Raw genomic sequence first — 22,887 nt, 5'->3', positions numbered from 1 at the left:
CAGAGGTACGAATGTTCACTGCCGAACAGCTATTAATACCGATCAGCGACAGCAAGCCATGCGGCGAGGACATGGCATTCTCCGCCGAGCTGGACGCCATCGCCCACGCCCGCAAGTTCGACGACCCGTCGCTGGCCCAGGGCGCGTGGGAAACCGAATTGAAGGAAGCCGACTGGGAATTCGTCGTCACCAGTTGCGTCAAGCTGCTGGCGGAACGAAGCAAGGACCTGCGCCTGGCCGTGTGGCTGACCGAGGCGGCGGCCAAGCAGCATCACCTGCGCGGCTTGGGCGAAGGCTTCCGCCTGCTGGCCGGCCTGTGCGACCAGTTCTGGGACCTGGGCCTGTATCCCGAGGCGGAGGACGGCGACAATGACCAGCGCATCGGCAACCTGTCGTGGATCCTGGCGCGCACGCGCACGCTGATTCGCGAGCTGCCGCTGACCGAAGGCCGTGGCAGCGCGTTCTCGACGATCGACTTCGAGGCCGCCCGCAAGCGCGCCGCCAGCGGCGAGGAGAACGACCAGTCGGGCGCGCCCAAGCTGGCCGACATGGAAGCGGCCAAGGCGCGCACGTCGCCCATATTCCGCGCCAAGTTCACGGCCGACGCGCAGTACTGCCTGGACGCGCTGCGCGAGCTGGAACGCGCCGCCGACGCCCGCCTGGGCCACGACAGCCCCGGCTTCTCGCAGGCGCGCGACGCCATCGAGGCGATGCTGCACGTGATGCCGGCACCGGTGACGGAGGCCGTACCGGCGGCCGAGGTCGCGCCCACCGCTCCGGAAGCCGGCACGCAGGGGCAGGCCCCGGTTCCGGCCGGCACCGGCACCCAGCAAGGCCCGATCCGCACGCGCGCCCAGGCGATCGCGCAACTGCGCGCGGTGGCGCAGTTCTTCCGCGACACCGAGCCGCACAGCCCCGTTTCCTACTTCGCCGAGAAGGCCGCGGCGGCGGGCGAACAGGACCTGCACACCTGGCTGCGCTCCGTGGTCAAGGACCAGGCCTCGCTGGCCCATATCGAGGAGCTGCTGGGCGTCCCGCCGGCGCAGAGCTGAGCCGACGCTGAAGCGTAGCGGGCCCGCCCATGCGGGTCCGGGACTGACGCCACCGCCGCGCGCTTTGCCTCAGAGACGAAACGCGCCGACCACGCCGTTCAGCACGTGCGCCTGCTGCTGCATCGACTCGGCGCTCGCGGCGACCTGTTCGACCAGTGCCGCGTTCTGCTGGGTGCTGGCGTCGAGCTGCGTGATGGTCTGGTTGATCTGCTCGATGCCGCTGCTCTGCTCACGGGCGGCCGCCACGATCTCATTGATGATCGTCGCGACGTTCACCGTGGTCGCCATGATCTCGCTCATCGTCGCACCCGCTTGCTCCACCAGCTCGGCACCGGCGTTGACCTGCGTGTTCGAGTCCTCGATCAGCGCCTTGATTTCCTTCGCCGCGCTGGCGGCGCGCTGGGCCAGGTTGCGGACCTCGCCCGCCACGACCGCGAAGCCGCGGCCCTGCTCGCCCGCCCGCGCCGCCTCCACCGCCGCGTTCAGCGCCAGGATATTGGTCTGGAACGCGATCCCGTCGATGACGCTGGTGATGTCGACGATCTTCTTCGATGCATCGCCGATCGCGTTCATCTTGGCGACCACGTCGCCGATCACATTGCCGCCACGGGTGGCCACGTCGGACGCCTGGCCGGCCAGGCGGTTGGCGCGGTCGGCGTTGTCGGCCGTCTGCTTCACCGTGCCCGTGAGTTCCTCCATCGACGCCGCCGTCTCCTCCAGCGACGCCGCCTGGTCTTCCGTGCGCGCGGACAGGTCCCGGTTGCCGCTGGAGATTTCCTCCGACGCGGCACTGATCGACGCGGCGCCGGTGGCCACCTGGCGCACGATGTCCTGCAGTTGCGCGATGAAGGCGTTGAAGCTGCGCGCCACACCCGCGAATTCCATGCCGCCCGTCTCGGGCAGGCGTCGGGTCAGGTCACCCTCGCCGGCGCCCAGTTCATCGATGCTGGCCTTCAGCGTGCCGAGGCGCCGCATGAACACGCCGAGCGCGCTGACGACGGCGACCAGCAGCAGCACGCCCATCGGCACCTGGATGGCGGCCAGCTTGAACATGATGCGGTCGCTGTTCGCCGCCAGCATGCTAGACGGGATGCCGGTGGCGATGAACCACGGGCTGCCCGGGATCGCGCGCAGGAACAGCGTGTGGCGCCCTTCCGGCGTCTGGTAGGAACCTTCGACCGGCTCGCCTTTGCTCGCCTTGTCCAGCAGCGCCTTGATCTCGGCGGCCATCGGCGAAGACGCGGCCAGGTCGGCGACGTTCTTCAGCACGATATTGCCGTCGATCCGGGTGCTGTTGCTGACGATCTTGCCGTCGCCCTCGACGATCAGGATCTGCGCGCCGAGCTTCTTTTCCATGTCGGCCACCAGGGTGTTGAAGAAGCCCAGGGTCACGTCGATGGTGGAGACGCCGTACAACTCGGCGCCTTGATAGATCGGCATCGCGCAGTTGGTGCGTGGCTGCGGGCTGGCGTCGTCCTGGTAGGCCTTGGCCCAGTTGCAGTGGCCCTTGGCGGCGGTCTTGCCGTTCTCGTACCAGGGCTGCTCCCAGTACTTCAGCGACTCGGGCGAATTCCAATGCGTGTTGACGGCCAGCTGCCTGGTCGTGGCATCGCGCGCGAAGAAGGTGCTGAATTTCTCGCGGCCCTGCTCGCGCTTGTTGGGCAGCGGCCAGATGCCGCCGCCGAACACGTTCGGATCGCCGTACTGGTCCACCAGGCCGGGCTGGAGCCGGTCGATCTGTTCGCTGTCGAGCAATGCGACGGTCTGCGTGATGCTGCGCTGCTGCGCCTCGACCTTGCGCAGCTGCTCACTGACGCGGGTGCCGATCTCGGCGGCCTGGTCGGTGATCAGGCGGCCCTCCAGCGCCGCCAGATCGGGGGCGACGAAGACCTGCATGACCGTGAAGGTTCCGATCAACGTCAGGGCGAAGAATGCACAGGCCGCGATGGTGTAGCGTATCCGTGTGGATGTTTTGCTAAGCATGGTGAGAACGGGATAGTGATGGGGTCAAGCAACACTTTTCGACCCGAATCGCTAAATCTTGAGGCTGAACAACAAATAATCTGCGCATCCATGGCGCGCCTGGCGCGCGTGGGCAAGGGATGGGCATGACCTATCGATAACTCGTCATCACGGCCGTGTTTTTGCTGGCGCGACCCATGCTGTGACGATAGCGCCGCGTTCGATTTGATCTTGACCAAAGGGAGGCTCATCCGCTCTCGCCGGTTTGGCAAACGGCCTACGATATTTCGATGACCAATCCAACGCCCGAGTTTGCCGACCGCGCGCCCGAGGTCGCCGTCGCGCCCCTCAACACGATCGACCAGCAAGACGTCGGCGCGGCCGCGGCAGCTTTCGATAAATGGCTGCGCAAGATCAGCCACGATTACGTCACGCTCGAGCGCCTGAGCACCGTGGCCGGCAGCCTGCCGGTCATCGGCAACATCATGGCGCTGATCGACGCCATCATGGACGTGGTCGGCGTAATCCAGAAATACATCGCCAAGAAGGAAGTCGATCTTCTGCAATGGGTCAGCCTGGGCATCAACCTGATCGGCGTGGTGCCGCTGCCGGCGTCGAGCGCGGCGCGCATGTGCCTGCGTCCTACCCTGCACCTGGCGCGGCAGAAGCTGGCGATGAGCGCCAAGGATATCGGCGCGACGGTGGTCGAGGTGCTGGTCGTGCACCTCAATGCCCGGCTGGCCGGCGAGCTCGAAACTTTCATTGACGGCGCGATGAGCAGGCTGTCCGGCATCCTGGACGAATGCGCCAAGGTGGCCGACGGCATCGTCGACGACCTGGTCAAGATCCTCAAGCGCTGCATCGGCAAGGAACCGCTGTTCGATGTGGCGCCGCCGGCGCAGGCGGAGACCAAGCTGCACGACCCCAAGGTGCAAAGCAGTTGGCGCCGCATGCTGGGCGCCATCGACCGGCAGTACAAGCGGGCCGCGAACTACGCCGCCGCCACGGTGGCGCGCCAGCTGCCGCAAAGCGCCGTAGCTGGCGTCACGGCGATCATCACGCACTTGACCGACTTCAAACCGGCGTTCCGTGGCAAGCTTGCCGCCCTGGCCGACGAACAGGCGCAGATGAGCATCAAGTGGATCCTGATGCGCCTGCGCGACGCGGTCGTCAAGCACAAGAAGCGCCATGCGGTGCTGGTGCCTTCCGCCAAGGGCGCCCGGCACAAGAAGGACAATCCCGGCCACGAGCTGGGTGCTTCCAGCCATCAAAGCCCCGCTACCGGCGACGCCAACAACTGCAAGCTGTGCCCGGCCAAGGCCGCCACCGCCCACTCGATCAGCTTCGCCACCGGCGCCGAAACATTCACCCACACCGACTTCGTGCTGGATGCCCCGCTGCCGATCGAATGGAGCCGCACCTACCGCAGCCAGCTGATCGCCTACGACAGCGGCAACCTGGGCGCACGCTGGCTCACGCCGTACAGCACCCGCATCGACGTCGTCGGCCAAGGCAAGCCCACCGGCCTGCTGTACCACGCCGCCGATGGCCGCAGCCACCGCTACCCCTGGCTGGCGGTCGGCGAGAAGCATCACGATCCGGTCGAGCAGATCACGCTGACGCGCTTGGGCATCACCTTGTTGACGCTCGACTTCGGCAAGCCGCTGCCCGAAGGCGCTTCTAGCCCGTGGCGCGAAACCTATGAGCTGACCGACACCGTGCGCATCAAGGCAGCCGAAATGGGCAAGCAGCATTTCCGCCTGATCTCGATTCACGCCAAGGACGGCGCAGCCCTCGGCCTGCGCTATGACCACATGGTTGACGACGAAGCGGTGCTGAGCGACATCATCAGTAAGCAAGGCGACACCATCGTCGCCCATGCCGGTACGCAGGTCGACGACAGTGGGCACATCGTCGCACTATGGGAAATCAAGGATGGCCAGCTAGTACGTCAATTGTCCGCCTACGACTACGACGAGCACGGCGACCTGATCTACGCCCAGGAAGAAAACGCGGCCGCCTGGCACTACCAGTACGACCGCCACCTCGTCACCCGCTACACCGACCGCACCGGGCGCGGCATCAACCTCACCTACGACACCAGCATCGACAGCGGCGCCAATGCGAAAGCGATCCGCGAGTGGGCCGACGACGGCAGCCACGACACCCGCCTCGAGTGGGACAAGAACATCCGCCTGACCTACGTCACCGACGCGCTCGGCCAGGAAACGCGCTATTACTACGACATCGCCGGCTACACCTACCGCACCATCTACCCGGACGGGCTGGAAGAATGGTTCTACCGCGACAATGCGAAAAACGTCATCCGCCACATCCACACCGACGGCAACAGCGAGCATTTCCGTTACGACGACCATGGCAACCTGCTCACGCACACACGCGCTGACGGCAGTCAGGTGCACTTCGAATACGATGCCAACCACCGCATCACCGGCATCCTCGATCCCGAAGGCGGCACCTGGAAGCGCGACTACGATGCGCAAGGCCACCTGGTCGAGGAAATCGACCCGCTCGGCAACAAGACGCAACATGCGTACGACAAGGCCGGGCGCCCCGTCGAAGTCACTGATGCCAAGGGCGGTGTCAAGAAGCTCGCCTACACGCCCGACGGCCAGCTTGCCAGCTACACCGACTGTTCCGGCCACAGCACCCAGTGGCAATACGACGAGCGCAAGCGCCTCATCAAAAGCTTCGACGCCGCCGGCAATATCACCCGCTACCGCTACACGCCAGTCAACGCCGAAACGCTGACCTTGGCGCTCAGCGAAGAAACCGGCAATTACCCAGGCCAGCTCGAAGCGGTGATCCATCCCGACGGCACCGAGGAGCAGTTGCGCCACGACGCCGAAGGCCGGCTACTGGCGCACATTGATGCCCTGAATCGCACCACCGCCTACCGCTACACGGCGGCCGGCCAAATCGCGCAGCGTACCGACGCGCTGGGCCACAGCCTGCGCTACCGCTGGGACGCGCTGGGCCGGTTGTCCGCGCTGGAAAACGAAAACGGCAGCGTCTACCGCTTCCAGTACGACCCGGTGGGCCGCCTGCTGCAGGAGCAGGGCTTCGATGGCAAGACCACCGACTACCGCTACCATGAAGGGACCGGCGTGCTGGCGGAAACGGTCGAAGCTGGCGTCGCCACGCGGCTCGAGTTCGATGCCATGGGCCGGCTCATGCAACGCCGCGCAGCAGCCCTAGGCCAGCCGGAGCAGATTGAAACTTTCGCCTACTACGCCAGCGGCCAACTGGCCGACGCAAGGAACGAACACGCCCGGCTGCAATGGTTCTACGACCCGGCCGGCAACCTGGTACGCGAACACCAGCACTACCACGGCCCGTTCCATCCCGACAAGCGCACCGCGGTCTGGCATCACCGCTACGACGAGCTAAACCAACGCATCGGCACCACCCGTCCGGACGGCCACCGCGTCGACTGGCTGACCTACGGCGCCGGCCATGTCCATGGCTTACTGCTCGACGGCCAGGAGCTCGTCAGCTACGAGCGCGACGCGCTGTACCAGGAAACCGCCCGCATCCAGGCCAACGGCTTGGTGCAAACGATGAAGTACGACCCGGCCGGCCGGCTGATCGAACAGCAGCTGGGCCGGAAGAACCTGGAGTTCCGCCCTGACCAATATCGTCCTGACGCGCAGGTCGGCATGCAAGCGGCAATTCAGCGGCGTTACCGCTATGACCGCTCCGGCCAACTGACAAGCATCGACGACACCCGTCGCGGCCATATCGAATACCGCTACGATCCGATCGGCCGGCTGCTGGCGGCCAATAGCGCAATGGGGCATGAGACCTTTGCGTTCGACCCGGCCGGCAATATCCAGGTGCCCAACACTGCGCAGCAGCACCAGAGCATTGCCACCCGCGTCCCACTGCCGAAGGTACTGGACAACCTTCTGAAGGAATATGCGGGCACCAGCTACCGTTACGACGATCGCGGCAACCTCATCGAGCGCACGCAGAACGGACAGCGCGATACGTTCGAGTGGGATGCGTTCAACCGGATGGCCCGCGCTGTCACGCGCCATGGCGTCACCACCTTCGCCTATGATCCGCTAGGTCGGCGTATCGCCAAACATTGCCAGGCAAGCGATAACACTATCCAGCGAAACACGACCCGGACGCTGTACGGCTGGGATGGAGACACGCTGGCGCTGGAGAGCAGCGTTCAGCAAGGCTACGTGCCCATCGATCGAACCGTGCACTATGTGTACGAGCGTGGCTCCTTCGTGCCACTGGTGCAGGCCACGCAAGGCCGCGCACTTCGACTCGCGCCCACCACCGACCTCAAAGCACTAATCGCCGCCAACTATGGCGCATACGACATCGCGCTTGATCCTCTGTGGAACGGTCAGCGTGAGCAGGAAGCCGAGCCGTTTGTTAATAATGAGATAGCATTCTACCAGTGTGACCAGCTAGGCACACCGCAGGAATTGACTGACTACGAAGGTAGAGTGGCGTGGTCGGCGCAATACCAGGCATGGGGGCATGCGAAGGAAGTGATTAGCAACACTTCCCGCAAGGCCAGGATGCATAATCCGATCCGGTTTCAGGGCCAGTACTTCGATAGCGAAACCGGCCTGCATTATAACCGAATGCGGTACTACGATCCACATACCGGTCGATTTATCTCGCAAGACCCGATCAGGCTGCTCGCCGACATCCACTTACATCGGTATGCGCCAAATCCCTTACAATGGATCGATCCACTTGGGTTGTCGAAGTACCCAACCCAGGATGCAGCCGCAGAGGCTGTGTTAATGAAAATAAATCCACTGTCAATTGCTGAAAATCGGGAATATGGCGGGATGATTTATCAGAACAGGGATGGCACTTACTCACATACCTCTCCCGTTCGAGGCGACGCCCATTCCGTTGACCCAGGAGGCCCGCGCGCGTGCCCCCGAAGAAGCAAGCCGGTCGCATATTATCACACGCATGGAGGGCGCGATGCCCGGTATGATGATGAACATTTTTCTGGCCCGGACCTCGACTATGCCGACTACTACCGGATTGATGGCTACGTCGGAACCCCTGGGGGAAGGATGGGAAAATATGAACACAAAACCAAGACTACGGTATATAGAAGCGATGCCCTACCAAGCAAAGGCATTTAGGATCGCATTTTTGACATTGTTATTACTCATCATAAACAGGACAGGAGCGATGGAGATATCAAATATTGTCGACAGCGACAACATGGCTGCACAGTTGGCAGAGGTTTATATTGCAAACATCTACGGCAAGGAGGCAGCCGAGCGGCAGAAACCCTATTTGGTAAGTCAGGCCAACGGGTACTGGCAAGTTAAAGGTGTTATGCAGAAACGCCAGCTTGGCGGCACCTTCGAAATACACATTGCAAAAGATGACGGCAGGGTCTTGCTGTTGACACATTCACGATAGCCATTAGCGCCTTACCAAGATCATTCAGCCGGGGCGCCATAGTCGCGTATGCTGGAGCTAGATCGATGGGCAAATCCCGAGATTGACCGGCGGAAAGCACAAACTAACGTGTATCGACGCTGGATGGCAGAACGCTTACTGCCATGCTGTCGGGTAAGCGTTTGCTCCGGCGAGTAAAGACGGCGCCAGCCGCACGCGACACCTTGTGCGCTTACGCTGCGGTTCGCAATGAGACACAAGCGCTCAGATGAAGTGATGATTTCCGCGTGATCCTGAGACAGCATCGGGATGCGTTCGAAGTGCGGTTCGTAAGCCTCAGCAGCAAACAGCAACTTGGGTCGCTGGTGCCCAGTGGGATGCGATCGGATGTCAGCTGGCAAGTACTACCTCAGGACCCGATTGCTCGGCTCTGCCACCATTCGCCACGATGAAACGAAAAATGCCGTTCAGTTCCGACTGAACGGCATTTCCGCATCCGCGGTCTTTTCGCTTCTACTTCACGGTGTACTTGAACTGCCCATTCTTCCCAGCCGAGACCTTGATCTTGCTGATCGCCGCCCCTTCCGCCATCTTCGCCAGCACCGACTCCGCCACCTCCGGCAGCAAGGTGCCGTTCAGGATGTTGTCGACGTTGCGGGCACCGGAGTCCACCTCGGTGCAGCGCGCCAGCACCGCTTCCACCAGCGCCTCGTCGTAACTGAATTCGGCCTTGTGATTGACGGCGATGCGCTGCTTGATCTTGTTCAGCTTCAGTTCGATGATCTCGACCAGCACGTCATCGCTGATCGGGTAGTACGGGATCACCTTCAGGCGGCCCAGGAAGGCGGGCTTGAACTGCTTCATCAGTACCGGGCGCACCAGTTCTTCCAGCTGCTCCGGCGCCGGCAGCTCTTCGGCCGGCTTGTTCAGGCAGGCCTGCATCAGCTGCGACGAACCGATGTTCGACGTCAGGATGATGATCGTGTTCTTGAAGTCGATCTCGCGCCCTTCGGCGTCGTCCATCACGCCCTTGTCGAAGACCTGGAAGAACAGCTCCATCACGTCCGGGTGGGCCTTTTCCACTTCGTCCAGCAGCACCACGCTGTAGGGATTGCGCCGCACCGCCTCGGTCAGCACGCCGCCTTCGCCGTAGCCGACGTAGCCCGGCGGCGAGCCCTTCAGGCCCGACACGCTGTGCGCTTCCTGGTACTCGCTCATGTTGATGGTGACCAGTTTGCGTTCGCCGCCGTACAGCACGTCGGCCAGCGCGAGCGCGGTTTCGGTCTTGCCGACGCCGGACGGGCCGACGAACAGGAACACGCCCTTCGGCTTGTTCGGGTCGTCCAGGTTGGCGCGCGACGTGCGCACGCGCTGCGCCACCGCCTCGATCGCGTGCGCCTGGCCCAGCACGCGCTGCTGCAGCAGGTCCTTCAGGTTCAGCACCGTCTTGATCTCGTCCTTGACCATCTTGCCCAGCGGGATACCGGTCCAGCCGGCGACGATCTCGGCGACCACGTGGCCGTCCACCTGCACCGGCACCATCGGGGTCTCGCCCTGCAGCGCGCGTAGCTCGACCTGCAGCGCATCGATGTCCTTGCGCACGCTCGGATCGACTTCACCGCCACCTTCCAGCACCACGCGGGCCGCCTTGATCTTCTCGGTCAGCTCCTTTTCCTTCTCCCAGCGCGCAGCCAGGGCCGTGTGTTCTTCCTGCGCCGCCTTGCGCGCCGCTTCCAGCTCCTTCAGGCGCGCCGCGTGGGCACTGCCGCCGCCGGCCTGCTCGCGCTGCAGCGAGGCCGCCTCGGCATCCATTCGCTCCAGCTTGCGCGCCAGGTTTTCGATCAGGGCCGGCGTGGCGTTCTGGCCCAGCGCCACCTTGGCGCAGGCCGTATCGAGCACGCTGATCGCCTTGTCCGGCAGCTGGCGGCCCGAGATGTAGCGGTGCGACAGGCGCACGGCTTCTGTAATGGCCTCGTCGTAGACGCGCACGTTGAAATGCTTCTCCATCAGCGGCGCCATCCCGCGCAGCATGGCGCAGGCCAGCTCCTCGCTCGGCTCTTCCACCTTGACGACCTGGAAGCGGCGCGCCAGTGCGGCGTCCTTCTCGAAATACTTCTTGTACTCGCCCCACGTGGTCGCGGCGATGGTGCGCAGCTCGCCGCGCGCCAGCGCCGGTTTCAGCAGGTTGGCGGCGTCGTTCTGGCCGGCCTGGCCGCCGGCGCCGATCATCGTGTGCGCCTCGTCGATGAACAGAATGATCGCGTGCGGGCTTTTCTTGACTTCGTCGATGACGTTCTTCAGGCGGTTCTCGAACTCGCCCTTGACGCTGGCGCCGGCCTGCAGCAGGCCCATGTCCAGCGTATGGATTTCGACGCCGCGCAGCACTTCCGGCACATCGCCCTGGGCGATGCGCAGGGCCAGGCCTTCCACCACGGCGGTCTTGCCGACGCCGGCCTCGCCGGTCAGGATCGGGTTGTTCTGGCGGCGGCGCATCAGGATGTCGATGGCCTGGCGGATCTCCAGGTCGCGGCCGATCACGGGATCGACCTTGCCGTCACGCGCGCGCTGCGTCAGGTTGGTGGTGAACTGGTCCAGCGCCGGCGTCTTGCTGGCCGCCTTCTGCTGCAGTTCGCCGACCGGATCGCCGCCCTCTTCCACCGCCTCGCCCGCGGCCGGGATGACGACGGCTTCGACGGAACCGGCCGTCACCTTGTCCAGGTTGTGCTTGATCTGCTCGAGGTCGAACCTGGCGAACAGCTTCGAGCTGCGCGCGGCCAGTTGCGCCAGTTCCGGCTCGGTCAGCAATGCCTGCAGCAGGTGGCCGCTGCGGATCTGCGCCTGCTGGCCGGCACGCAGGTCGAGCGAGGCGATCAGCCAGGCGTGCTCGAACAGCTTCGGCATGCGCTCGGAGAACACCGGGGTGCGCGAGTTGCCATTCTTGAAGCGCGCCACTTCCGATTGCAGGTCCGCTTCCAGCATGCTGACGCTGATGCCGTTCTGGCGCGCCAGGATGACGAAGTCACTGTTCTGCTGCTCCAGCAAGGCCAGGAACAGGTGCTCGATATCGACTTCGTAGTGGCCCAGCGAGACGCAGATGCTGGCGGCGCGGGTGGCTGCCGTGCGGCTCGTCTCGTTCAGTTTTCCGATCAGCGTTTTCAGGTTGATGCTCATATGATTCCCTATTTTTATAGCGCGTGAATTTCATAGCGCACGTCGGCGCGGTCCTGTGCGGCGTGGTCCATCCCTTCGTCAGGGACGAGGAAGCAATCCCATCCCAACCTGCCGCCGATACGATCATCCTTCAGATACACCCCGCGCACGTCGGCGGCGCGCAAGATCAGCTGCACTTCGTATTCCAGCGACAGTCCCGTGAACATCGTCAGCATCTCGCTCAGCGCCCGCGCGGCCCGTCCACCCGGCAGGAACGACTCGTAGGACGCCAGGTCGAGCGGCCCGATCGCGAGGCGCAGGCGCAGGTCGCGCTGCCACACGCGCGCGCCGGCCATCGCGCCCGCGCCCAGCACGGCATTGCGCATGCCCAGCATCGTCTGCTGCTCGGCCGGCACGTCATACCAATGGCCGACGAACTGCTCGGCACGCACGGTCTGGTTGAAGTACTCGGACAGTACGCGCGCGATCTGCACGCTGGACGCGGGCCGCTGCCGCACCGCCGTGGCGAAATACGCCAGCGACTCGTCCAGCACGCCGTTGCCATGGTCGGACAAGCGCCGCCGCAGCGAGTGGTTGCCCATCCCCGCCAGCGACAGCAGCAACGGCAGGAAGTTGTCCTTGCCGTCGATCTCGTACTTCAGCTCGAGGCGGTACTTGCGCCAGGCCTCGTAGAACAGCGCCAGGGCGCGATTCGAGAACGTGTCGAGGAAGGCACGCGGGCCCTCGTCCTTTTCGTACAGCGTGTGCGCCGCGATGCGTTCCGTATAATGGGCCGGCAGCGTGCCGCTGCTGCCCAAAAAGCCCATGAAGGTGGGCGTGATGCGGATGTATTTCAGCTCGGTCGACTGCAGCGCCGCGGCCAGCGCGCGGCGGTCGGTCGGCAGGTCGCGTGGCTCCGGCTGCAACGCCTCCAGCTCGCTGGGCGGAAAGCTCAGCGAGGTCGAGTTCTGGAAGCGCACGAAGTTGGCGATGGCCCCTTCGCCCGGCGTGCCGTGGCGCTTCAGCCACAGCTCCAGCATGCGCACCGCCTGGAAATACTCGAAGCGATACGGTTCGGCGAACAGCCGCTCGATTACAGCAGGCTCAAATCGCCGCTTCGCGGGGTGCATCGCAACAGCTCCTCTCCGTTTTTGTTCGATACGATCACCAGCTGGGTGAAGCTGTTGGCGTGCACGTACAGGCCCAGGAAGCGCTCGACGATGTGCGCGAACGCGTGGATGCCGCTGCCGACGAACGCTTCCTCGTCGATCGTCAGGCGTACCTCGATGCCGCGCACCAGGCAGGCGAACGGATTGCCCGGCAACCAGGCGGTGGCGGCCTTGTGCGCCACCGCGATGATGCCGCCGATCTGGCGCTGCGAGGCCGGTGAACGCGGCAGGTCGTACAGGGTCAGCATCTCGCGGAACGCGTCGATGCCGCCGTCCGTCAGCGACAGGTGGTTCAGCGACAGGTGCGAGATCAGGCGCCAGTGCGCGCCGCGTCCGCGTTCGAAGCGGTAGGACGGCGTGGGTTTGCGCAGGAAGCTGATGCTGCGCACGCTGGAGCCGCCCTCGATGAACAGGTCGCCACCGCGCAGGCCGTAGCTCAGCATCGCCGGCAGGTCGCGGTTGGTGCAGGTCAGCTCGATCGACAGCGTGTCCGTCTCGACCTCCGCCGGATCGAAATCGATGTCCACCAGCGACAACTCGGTCTCGTAGCCTGGGCTCTTCTCGGCCACCATGTCGTCGCGCCGCACGATCCAGTAATGGCCGTTCTTCTCCGGCGTCTGGCCGTGCTTGAGCGAATAGAACGGACGGAACTCCTGGATCGATTCGCCCTGCGGCGTCTGGCGCACCAGCTTGACGGAGTCGATCGACTGCACCTCGAAGGCGAAGGCGCGGCGGGCGTCGGCCAGCACCGGGTAGCTGGCGGTCGCATGGGTCAGGCGGATCGGTTCGCCGCGCTGGCGGAACAGGTTGACGACCGGGGTGCAGCCCAGCAGCACGTTATTGGTCGACAGCGTGCCCAGGATGCGCGCCGTGTTCGAGTCGGTGCGCATGCCGGCCAGGGCCAGGTGCAAGGTGATCGAGCGGGCGCCGGACGGCAGCACGGCGGCCAGCGCGCGCAGGTCGATGTCGAAGAAGTTGAATTTCTCGGGGAACGAGAAATACTCCGTCAGCAGGCGGTAGGCCGTGTGCGAACGGGCCGAGAAGTCGATCAGCGCCTCGTCCTCGTCGAAGCCGGCCGGCAGCACGGGAATCTTCGGCAGCGCGACCCAGCGTCCGCTGTCGTCCGCTTCCGCATAGGCGCACACGCCGCGCATGAACAGCGCGTCGCGCAGCGCGGCGCAGAACGACGGCTCGCCGTCGATGAACACGCGCAGCTTGGTCAGGTTCAGCTGCGGCAGTGCGACCTGCGGCGAGGTGCTGGCGATCGTCAGGCTGATGCTGGAGGTGGCGTTCGGCGGCAGGCGTACCGCTTCGGGCGCGTCGATGATGGCCGCGAACGAAGCGCGCGCCAGCTCGATCGGGGCGATCGTCACCGGATACGCGGTGCGGAAGGTGCAGACGGCGCCGCGCACGGGGCGCGTCGTCAGCTGGGTGCCGCGCGGGATCTCGGTGGCGGCGGTGAGCTGCGCGGCCGCGCTGGCGAAATCCATCCGGGCGATCGAGCACGACGGAAAGGGCCGCAGGTAATGCGGATACAGCACTTCGAAGAGTGCTTCGGTGAATTCGGGGTAGTCGTCGTCCAGGCGCTTGGCGATGCGCGAGTTCAGCAACGCGAACGACTCGATCATCCGCTCGATGTGCGGGTCTTCGCAGACTTCGCCGCCGATCAGGAGGCGGCCGGCGATCTTCGGGTAGCGCTCGGAAAACTCGCGCGAATAACGGCGCAGAAATCCCAGCTCCCGTTCGTAATACGGTAGTAACTGGTCCAACGTTTAGGCTCCCGGCTGCGCCACGCGGCGCGCCTTGCTGATGGTGTATTGCAGGCTGGACGGCTGCAACACGGCATCGAAGTTGACCGGCTCGTGCGCCGTGCTGACCACCAGCAGCGCCGTGATGGCGAAGTTCAGGCGGTTCACGGAATCGGCGCGCAGTTCCAGGCTGGCCTGCACGTTGCGCAGGCGCGGCTCGTGGCGCGCGATGGCCTCTTCCAGGCAGCGGCAGATAAAGGCGCGGTCGTCGGCGCTCGACAGTGACAGGCCGGCGAAATCCTGCAGGCCATACGTCACGATCGAGCGACCGCATTCGGGGTACCGCTTCAGCAGATCCTCCGGAATCACGGTGCGGGTGTTCAGCAGCGCTTCCAGGTCGCGCGCGACCGAGTCTTTCAACTCCTCGATCGACATGCGCGACACCGTGCCGCCCCCGCCCGCGTTGGCCCGTGTATCCATCAGCCGGTCAAACAGACCCGGCGCGAAACCCTTCATCGGTATCCCAGCGGTTCAAGAATGCCAGACAGGCGCGAACGCGCTATCAGGCAACCTTGTTGGCCGACAGGTCCCAGCCGCCGGACGTGTTGCCGCCGGTGCCGCCGCCGACCTTCTGCTGGGTGTACTTCCACTTGACCTTGGAGTACTTGATGGCCACGTCTTCGACCAGGATGTTGCCTGGCTCGACGGACGGGGAAACGCTGGAGATCAGCACGTTTTCCAGTTCGATTTCGAAGTATTTCACGCGGTCGCCGTTACCGTCTGCGCGCATGAATTCGAATTTCGCTTTCGGAATGGTCTTGCCCGACGAGCAGGTTTGCAGCAGCACTGGGGTTGCCAGGTCGGCCAGCTTGGAGATGACGATATCTTTGTGCTCGGTACGTTCCGCGGTATGACCGCCACCGGTCGACGCGGTGGCCGATTTCGGTTGCAGCACTTGCCACTCAACGCTCTTGCACTCGATCCAGTCTTTGTGCGTGCCGTCGGCGGATTCGCCCTTGATGCCGTCGATTTGCAGATAGACGTCGATTGCCATTGTTGTTCCTTTCAGAGATGTTAAAAACTAAGTTGCTTAAGTTTTGGTCGATGCTGGAAGCTCCGCGACCAAACGGAGGGAAACGGACAGCTCGTCGAGCTGGAAGTGCGGACGCAGGAACGACACGGCGCGGTACACGCCCGGGCGGCCCGGCACTTCGGAAACTTGCACGGACGCTTCGCGCAGCGGGAACTGGGCCTTCTGTTCCTGGCTGGCGTTATCGTCCAGCAGCACGTACTGCGTCAGCCAGCGGTTCAGGAAGTCCTCGACGTTCGACGCGGCGGCAAAGCTGCCGATCTTGTCGCGCATCATGGCCTTCATGTAGTGCGCGATGCGCGATACGGCGAAGATGTACTGCAGCTGGGCCGACAGCACGGCGTTGGCGTTGGCGGCTTCGTTGTTGTACTTGCGCGGCTTCTGCGCCGACTGCGCGCCGAAGAACGCCGCATAGTCGGTGTTCTTGCAGTGGACCAGCGAGATGAAGCCCAGGTCGGACAGTTCCTTCTCGCGGCGGTCGGTGATGGCGATCTCGGTCGGGCATTTCAGCGCGACCTCGCCTTCGTCGGTCTTGAAGGTATGGGTCGGCAGGTCCTCGACCAGACCGCCACCTTCGACACCGCGGATGGCCGCGCACCAGCCGTAGTCCTCGAACGCGGCCGTCAGCTTGGTGCCGAACGCGTAGGCGGCGTTACACCACAGGTATTTGTGGTGGTCGGTGCCGTCCACGTCCTCGACGAAGTTGAAGCCTTCCGTGGTGGCGCCATCGGCCGGATTGAACGGCAGGCGGCCCAGGAAGCGCGGCAGGGTCAGGCCCACATAGCGCGAGTCCTCGGATTCGCGGAACGACTTCCACTTGGCGTATTCGACGGTGTCGAAGATCTTCGACAGGTCGCGCGGCTTGCCCAGCTCGGAATAGCTCTCCAGGCCGAACAGCTCGGGCGACGCGGACGTGATGAACGGCGCGTGCGCGGCGGCGGCCACGTGCGACATCTGTTCGATGAAATACATGTCTTCCGGCTGGCGGGTGATCTCGAAGTCGCCCAGCAGCGCGCCGAACGGGGCGCCGCCGAAGGTGCCGAATTCCTCCTCGTAGACCTTCTTGAACATCGTGCTCTGGTCGAACTCCAGCGCGCTCTGGAAGTCCTTCACCAGTTCGCGCTTGGTCGCGTTGAGCATCTTGATCTTCAGGTTCTGGCCGGTGGAGCTGTTGCGCACCAGGTAGTTCAGGCCCGTCCAGCTGCTCTCCAGCTTCTGGAACTCGGGCGCGTGCATGATGGCCGACAGCTGTGCCGAGATCAGGCGATCGAGCTCGGCGACGCGGGCGTCGATGGTGGCGGCCAGGTTGTCGGAGACGACGACGGTGCCGTCCATGACTTGGCTGACCAGTTCGGAGATCAGGTCCTTGGCGCGGGCGTGCTCGGCGCTGGACTTGGCGACCTTGCTCTGCTCGACGATCTGGTCAAGCAGGCCAGCTTCGGTGGTGGTGGTAACGGCGGCTGCGCCGGCTTGAGTGGCTTGTGCGGACATGATCACTCTTTCGTGGTTTGCTGGCCCAGTTCGGCCAATTTCTCGGTGCTGTTCAGGACGTCGTTGAGCAGGTCTTCCAGCTTGTCGTTGCCGGCCAGCTTGTTGCGCAGGTCGGCCAGCTTGGTGCGTGCCTCGAGCAGCTTCTTGAGCGGATCGACCTGTTGCACGACCGCCTCGGGGCGGAAGTCTTCCATCGACTTGAACGTCAGGTCGACGCCGAACTCGCCGCCTTCGGCGCTCAGCTCGTTCTTGACGCGATACGCCGCGCGCGGTGCGACGCCTTTCAGCACCTCGTCGAAGTTGTCCTGGTCGATCGCGACGAAGCTGCGGTCCTTCAGGCGCTTCTGCGCCACTTCGGAATTGCCGCCGAAATCGCCGACGACGCCGACCACCATCGGCAGTTCCTTGTTTTCGATCGCGTCGCCGATTTCCACGTCATAGGTCATCTGGACCCGCGGCGGACGAACCTTCTGCAGTTTTTTCTGGACGCTGGAGTTTTTTGGCATGGGATATCCCTATCGTTGGGTTAAATACTGAGGTCACCCGGGGAAAACATGGCGCGCTGGCCAGCCAGCGCGCCGCGGGCGGCATCCGCCGCCCTGCTTCGTCCACCACGGAGTTAGCAAAACATTATTTCAGCATGTCGAACGGGTTGTCGGGTTGCTTGCCCTGCTTTTTATTCGCGGCCTTGCCGGTCTGCTTGGTGTTCGTGGTGGTCGTGCGGGCGCCGCCAGGAATGATCTGCTGGCCGGCATCCTTCACCAGCACGGTTTCACCCAGCGTCTCGCGCAGCATCTTGGCCATTTCCTGCGCGTCCGTCTTGGTCGTGCCGGACAGGTTGTTCTGGCGGCTCAGGTCGCTCAACGCGCGCGTCGCCACACGCAGGCCGCTGATGGCGATGATGCTGTTCGCGACACGGTCGTTGGGGTCGCGCACCAGCACTTCCTGGGCATTGACGATCGCCTCGCCATACTGCTCGGCGTCGAAACGGGCCTGGGCGATGTTCACCCACGGCTGCTTCTCGGTCGGGAATGCCGCGGCGGCCTGCTTCCACAGCGTAACGGCCTGCTCTTTCTGACCAGCGCCGCTGGCCTGGGTTGCCTTGCCCAGCAGGTCTTCCATGGTAGGCATGGCGGGTTTCTCGATTGCCACCGGTCCGGTGGCCGAGCACGCTGCCAAGGTGGCGGCGCAAGCGGCTGCGCCAATAAACCGGCCGATGCGGCCAAACTGTGTAACGGTTGTCATGCTGCCCTCAAACTAGCTCATCAAAGATGCTTATTATATAATTATAACCAACAGACTCAACCTTATCAGTAATTTATTATTGAAGAGTACATCGGTTTATGACCGGGTCAGCAGTAAACCTCCGATTAACCCCGCGGCCGCCCCGTTAAAAAAGGGCGTCGTGCTTGGTGCAACGCAGACAACGCTTCGGCATACGAAAGCCGCGCTGCTGCGATCCGGGCATCCACGCACACAGTCGACAAGGATGCGATCACGCATGAGTAGCAAAATTCTTTGGGGCGATGGCCTGTTCTTGCGCCCCCAGCACTTCCAGCAGCAGGACCAATACCACGAGCACCGCCTGCACCGAAGCGTCCAGGCCCTGCATCCCTATGCCTGGGGCGTGGAACAGCTGCAGATCGACCGGGACGCGCTGGGCAACAACTCGCTGCGTCTGCTCGAGCTGGCACTGCGCTTCCAGGACGGCGAACTGTACGACGCGCCCGGCCTGGACTACCTGCCCGACTCGGTCGACCTGAGCCAGCTGCCGGCTGGCGGCCAGAGCGTGACGTTCTACGCCGCGCTGCCCGCCTTCAAGCCGTTCGGCGGCAATTTCGGCGACGCCAACGCGCCCGGCGCCAATGCCGTGCGCTTCCAGCAGGAGAACCGGGAGACGCCTGATTTATATACGCATGCCGCGTCGGCGCAGCTGTCCTACCTCAAGAAAACGGTGCGCCTCGTGTCCGAATTCGAGCCGCGCGACTCCTACGTGCACTTCCCGCTGTTGCGCTTGCGCCGCGCCGCCACCGGCGGTTTCGAACTCGATGCCGGCTTCCTGCCCCCGAGCCTGTCGGTGAAGAGCGCCCCGCTGCTGTTCAATCAGCTGCGCCGCCTGCTGGACGCGCTGCAGGCGAAGGTCAGCGCGCTGTACGGCCATCACCGCGAGCCGAGCAAGCACGTGATCGAGTTCCGCTCCGGCGACATGTCCTCGTTCTGGCTGCTGCACACGGCCAGCACCGCCTATGCCGCCCTGTCGCACTATTACCAGCATCCGGCGCTGCATCCGGAACGCCTGTTCGAACAGCTGCTGTCGCTCGCCGGCGGCCTGATGACGTTCTCGAAGAGCTGGACGCTCTCGGACCTGCCGTCCTACAGCCACGCCGACCCCGGGCCCGCGTTCGAGACGCTGTACCAGATCATCCGCGAACTGCTCGATACGGTGATCTCGTCCAAGTACTTCGCCATCGCCCTGCGCGAGGTCAAGCCGTCGTACCACCACGGCATGCTCGATTCGCAGAAGATCGACGACAAGACGACGTTCTACCTGGCCGTCTCCGCCGAGATGCCGGCCACCGAGATCGTCGACGTCGTGCCGCTGCGCTTCAAGGTGGGCGCGCCGGACGACGTCGAGAAGTTCGTGCTGTCGGCCATGCCGGGTGTGCGCCTGCAGCACGCGCCGCAGGTGCCGGCCGCCGTGCCGGTGCGGCCGGACGCGATCTACTTCTCCATCGAAGCGAAAGGCCAGATGTACGAGCGCATGCTGCAGGCGCAATCCATCTCGATCTACGTCCCGGGCGGCATGCACGACGTGAAGCTGGACCTGGTGGCGGTGACGTCGTAAGCCGCGTGCCGGTTAATTAATATGCAAGCCCGAGGATTTACCAAGCAATGACTACCATGACCGCACCTTCCCTGATGGGCAGCGCCGCCCCCGCGGCGGCGCACGCCGCACCGCAAACGCTGCTCGATCTGATGTACGACGGCTTCTACGCCCTGTTCATGCTCAAGAACGGCAACGGCCCGCAGGACGACGGCGAATTCGCCCGCAAGATGGCCCAGTTCCTGGACGACTTCGGCCGCGCGGCCAAGAAGCAGAACGCTGCCGCCGACGACGTCGACGCCGCCAAGTACGCGTTCTGCGCCGCCGTCGACGAGATCATCCTGCGTTCGTCGTTCCCGATCCGCGATGCGTGGGAGCGCCGCCCGCTGCAACTGACGCTGTTCGGCGACCAGCTGGCCGGCGAGAACTTCTTCAACCGCCTGGAAGAACTGCGCGCGCGTGGCAGTGCCCACGTGCAGGCGCTGGAAGTGTTCCATATGTGCCTGTTGCTGGGCTTCCAGGGCCGCTACATCCTGGAAGGTTCGGAAAAGCTGAACTACCTGACCTCGCGCCTGGGCGACGAGATCGCCCACATGAAGGGCAAGCGCGGCGGCTTCGCGCCGCATGCCGACCGCCCCGACCAGGTCAAGCACAAGCTGCGCAGCGACCTGCCGGTATGGGTCATGTGCTCGGTGTTCGGCCTGGTCTGCGTGCTGGGCTTCCTGGGCCTGCGCACGACGCTGTCGCATCACACGGAAAACAAGATGACGGCCTATAACGACGTGGTCAAGATGGCGCCCCGCGCAGCGAACCTGACGATCACGCTGCCCTGATGGATGTCGCTGCAACCATCGCCCCGGCCCTGGGAATCTTCGGCACGGGGTTGTCCCAGCACGCCCGTCTGATCACCCTGGCCAGCGCGCAGGACGGCGACCTGCCCGAGTCGCTGATGCCGGAATGCTTCACGGGGCGCGAAGCGGTCAACGAGCTGTATGCCTTCGACGTCGACGCGCTGTCCACGTCCACGGACCTCGACCTGCACCAGTTCATCGGCGAGGAACTGACCATCACGCTGCTACCCGAAGCAGAAAGGCGCCCATTCCGGCGCGGTCAATGGGCAGCAGGCGCTGAAGGCGCAGGACTACAAGCCGAGTTGTGTCAGCCAAACCACTAGCGGTAACTCAGATCAAGCTTCATCTCGAGAGTGCGCAACCCTGCTGTGGCAGTGCTCACTCCACGGACAAAGTACCGCTGACTTTCGCGGTTGAGGACATCAAAACCAATAGCATTGATGTTGGGAAAGCGGCGGAAGTCCCGCGCTTGTCGAACAATGCAAAAGCCCGTCATAATTCTGAACGAAACCACCTTTCTCCCGACTGAAATACAGCGCCGCCAAATCTTTTACCTACTCAAGCAAGTGAGTTCCGTAACAGCGTGGCGCCGGATTCTCGGGTACTACCGCCGATGGGCCGACGTCACCGCGCAATGCGTTCGCGTTGCGGAGGAAAACGGCTGGCAAGACGATACGTCATTACCCCGTTCCGAACATGCCCTGATTCTGAAATGCGTGGCGCACTGTCAGGCCGGCGTGGATCGGCTGGCACGCGGCGACAAACGTGTCTTCAAATTCGACAAGCATGGCCAGTTCGCCATGGCTGGTCGCATGCTGTCGCACTGGAGCCAGATGATGGAGCGCTATCGCATTGGCGAAAACGCGAGGGGCAAGCATACGCCCCTGTGGGCGGAGTTTTGCGAAGCCCATACGACGCTGGCGTATGCATGGGGCGAGTGCGGCCCGTTCATCCTCGAACCGCGCTACCTCGAGGATCCGGCACTGATGTTCTATGGGGAATGGATCGACAGGTACCTGGAAGCGCAGTTCTATCCTGATGTGTTACCGGAGGTCCCGGCGCCCGCCAACAGCGCGCTCGTCCGAACCGGAAGCTACGTCCCCTGCTCCGGCATATGGGAGCCAGTCGACGCACCAGCACCTTCGCTGTGGCGCTGGCTGACGCGTGCGCCCCGGCCCGCGCCGCCCTTCAGGCGCCAAGGCACGATGAGCTATCTGCATGGCGGCTCGCCGGCGCCCACTGCGACGATCACTACGGCAAGGGACAGCATCGACATCGAAACGACCTGGCGCTTGCTGTGGAAAGACGAGCGCTACGCGGATGGCTCCGTGCCCGAGGAGGAAAACGGCTATCGATTCACTCACCCGGAACCGATCGTGCCGTCGTCGCCCATCCTTCCCGGTTACCGTGGACCGATCTGGGCGGCCAGCGGCGTGATCGCGCCCGCTGGGGGACGCTGGTTGCTGGGCTGGGACATGCGTACCGCTGTCATGGTGCACGAGGGCGATCCCCTCCCGCGCCACCATGACCTGGACGTTCACTGGGTGTTACTGCCTGGCGCCCGGTTTGAGCTCATGTCGAGTACTACCCCTATGTCGAGTGCCCGATGATGACGCGAGCATGTCGCTACACGCTCGGGCGTGGGTTGCTGCCACTGGCGCTGCTCGCGACCGGTGCCGGTTGTACGCCCGACAACCCGCCTTCGCATCGAATCGAAGAGCTCGATCGGCAAGTCACGACGGATATCCCGGCCAGCGCTGCCACTTGGCAGATTTTCGGCACACCGGAATACACCGGCGGTGTGCCGGCGCCGACCGATTACTGGACGCTGATCGCCGAGTTTCGGGGCGTTCCGGCCTGGTGGATCGCGCGCCGTGACGTCCCGATTGGCAGAGTAATGGTGGTGCCTGAGGCGCCACGTGCGTGGCTCACGCCCAACTTTCGGAAGCTGCTGGCTGATGCGCCACACAATGTCATCGACCTGATCGACAACCGCCAGTGCCATCCGCATACGGGCTACATCCGAAAATCGGGGCGGCCGGTACACGGGTTCATTTGCGCGCAAGGAGACAGGCTGTTGCTGTACTTGACCCTGATCGAACCGTCCAGTACCGGCGAGTACGACTGAAGTGATC

Annotated in this window: 17 protein-coding genes; 8 read left to right on the top strand and 9 right to left on the bottom strand. The window is 63.9% G+C overall.

Translation table 11 applies throughout. The annotated features are described in order from the left end of the window. The first annotated feature begins 11 nt into the window (after positions 1-11). A complete protein-coding gene (gene tssA / locus E7V67_012680) occupies positions 12-1,052 on the top strand; it encodes a type VI secretion system protein TssA (protein WUR15919.1) in 1,041 nt (346 codons plus the stop codon). A 69-nt stretch (positions 1,053-1,121) separates the two neighbouring features. Here tssA and E7V67_012675 read toward each other — a convergent pair whose 3' ends face one another. After that, positions 1,122-3,035 (bottom strand): methyl-accepting chemotaxis protein, encoded by a 1,914-nt coding sequence (locus E7V67_012675; GenBank protein ID WUR15918.1) that lies wholly within the window; start codon positions 3,033-3,035, stop codon positions 1,122-1,124. Between the two features lie 269 nt (positions 3,036-3,304). On the opposite strand from E7V67_012675, the gene E7V67_012670 reads away from it, so the two are divergent. Continuing rightward, positions 3,305-8,164 (top strand): DUF4329 domain-containing protein, encoded by a 4,860-nt coding sequence (locus E7V67_012670; protein ID WUR15917.1) that lies wholly within the window; start codon positions 3,305-3,307, stop codon positions 8,162-8,164. After that, positions 8,139-8,450, top strand: coding sequence for an NTF2 fold immunity protein (locus E7V67_012665; protein WUR15916.1), 312 nt, complete (start codon positions 8,139-8,141; stop codon positions 8,448-8,450). The genes E7V67_012670 and E7V67_012665 overlap by 26 nt, the downstream gene beginning before the upstream one ends. Positions 8,451-8,942: 492 nt before the next feature. Here E7V67_012665 and tssH read toward each other — a convergent pair whose 3' ends face one another. The 8 genes from tssH to E7V67_012625 form a co-directional block, all read right to left on the bottom strand. Then, positions 8,943-11,600, bottom strand: a complete 2,658-nt coding sequence (gene tssH, locus E7V67_012660) for a type VI secretion system ATPase TssH (protein WUR15915.1) — start codon at positions 11,598-11,600, stop codon at positions 8,943-8,945. A 14-nt stretch (positions 11,601-11,614) separates the two neighbouring features. Continuing rightward, positions 11,615-12,709, bottom strand: a complete 1,095-nt coding sequence (tssG, locus tag E7V67_012655) for a type VI secretion system baseplate subunit TssG (GenBank protein ID WUR15914.1) — start codon at positions 12,707-12,709, stop codon at positions 11,615-11,617. Further along, positions 12,673-14,517 carry a type VI secretion system baseplate subunit TssF gene (gene tssF / locus E7V67_012650; GenBank protein WUR15913.1) on the bottom strand — a complete coding sequence of 615 codons (1,845 nt, stop codon included), beginning with the start codon at positions 14,515-14,517 and terminating at the stop codon, positions 12,673-12,675. Before tssF ends, tssG begins: the two co-directional genes overlap by 37 nt. A 3-nt stretch (positions 14,518-14,520) precedes the next feature. Then, positions 14,521-15,012 carry a type VI secretion system baseplate subunit TssE gene (gene tssE, locus E7V67_012645; protein ID WUR15912.1) on the bottom strand — a complete coding sequence of 164 codons (492 nt, stop codon included), beginning with the start codon at positions 15,010-15,012 and terminating at the stop codon, positions 14,521-14,523. A 46-nt stretch (positions 15,013-15,058) separates the two neighbouring features. After that, on the bottom strand, positions 15,059-15,550 hold the full coding sequence (locus E7V67_012640) for a type VI secretion system tube protein Hcp (GenBank protein ID WUR15911.1): 492 nt from the start codon (positions 15,548-15,550) through the stop codon (positions 15,059-15,061). Positions 15,551-15,586: 36 nt separating this feature from the next. Then, on the bottom strand, positions 15,587-17,077 hold the full coding sequence (gene tssC, locus E7V67_012635; GenBank protein WUR15910.1) for a type VI secretion system contractile sheath large subunit: 1,491 nt from the start codon (positions 17,075-17,077) through the stop codon (positions 15,587-15,589). Positions 17,078-17,079: 2 nt separating this feature from the next. Continuing rightward, positions 17,080-17,583: a type VI secretion system contractile sheath small subunit gene (gene tssB, locus E7V67_012630; GenBank protein ID WUR15909.1), complete on the bottom strand. Its 504-nt coding sequence runs from the start codon at positions 17,581-17,583 to the stop codon at positions 17,080-17,082. A gap of 124 nt (positions 17,584-17,707) precedes the next feature. Continuing rightward, positions 17,708-18,208 (bottom strand): hypothetical protein, encoded by a 501-nt coding sequence (locus E7V67_012625; protein ID WUR15908.1) that lies wholly within the window; start codon positions 18,206-18,208, stop codon positions 17,708-17,710. A 370-nt stretch (positions 18,209-18,578) separates the two neighbouring features. Here E7V67_012625 and tssK point away from each other — a divergent pair, with 370 nt between their 5' ends. The 5 genes from tssK (at position 18,579) to E7V67_012600 (ending at position 22,880) form a co-directional block, all read left to right on the top strand. Continuing rightward, entirely contained in the window at positions 18,579-19,922 is a 1,344-nt protein-coding gene (gene tssK, locus E7V67_012620) for a type VI secretion system baseplate subunit TssK (protein WUR15907.1), read from the top strand. 74 nt (positions 19,923-19,996) lie between these two features. After that, a complete protein-coding gene (icmH, locus tag E7V67_012615) occupies positions 19,997-20,734 on the top strand; it encodes a type IVB secretion system protein IcmH/DotU (protein WUR16269.1) in 738 nt (245 codons plus the stop codon). Further along, a complete protein-coding gene (locus tag E7V67_012610) occupies positions 20,734-21,075 on the top strand; it encodes a hypothetical protein (GenBank protein WUR15906.1) in 342 nt (113 codons plus the stop codon). Before icmH ends, E7V67_012610 begins: the two co-directional genes overlap by 1 nt. 156 nt (positions 21,076-21,231) lie before the next feature. Next, a complete protein-coding gene (locus tag E7V67_012605) occupies positions 21,232-22,362 on the top strand; it encodes an Imm71 family immunity protein (GenBank protein ID WUR15905.1) in 1,131 nt (376 codons plus the stop codon). Next, positions 22,359-22,880 carry a hypothetical protein gene (locus tag E7V67_012600; GenBank protein ID WUR15904.1) on the top strand — a complete coding sequence of 174 codons (522 nt, stop codon included), beginning with the start codon at positions 22,359-22,361 and terminating at the stop codon, positions 22,878-22,880. The genes E7V67_012605 and E7V67_012600 overlap by 4 nt, the downstream gene beginning before the upstream one ends. Positions 22,881-22,887: the final 7 nt, after the last annotated feature.

Origin of the sequence: [Empedobacter] haloabium (genome assembly GCA_008011715.2) — a bacterium.
Lineage (GTDB): Bacteria > Pseudomonadota > Gammaproteobacteria > Burkholderiales > Burkholderiaceae_D > Rugamonas > Rugamonas haloabia.
This window is presented reverse-complemented; position numbering and strand designations above follow the sequence as displayed.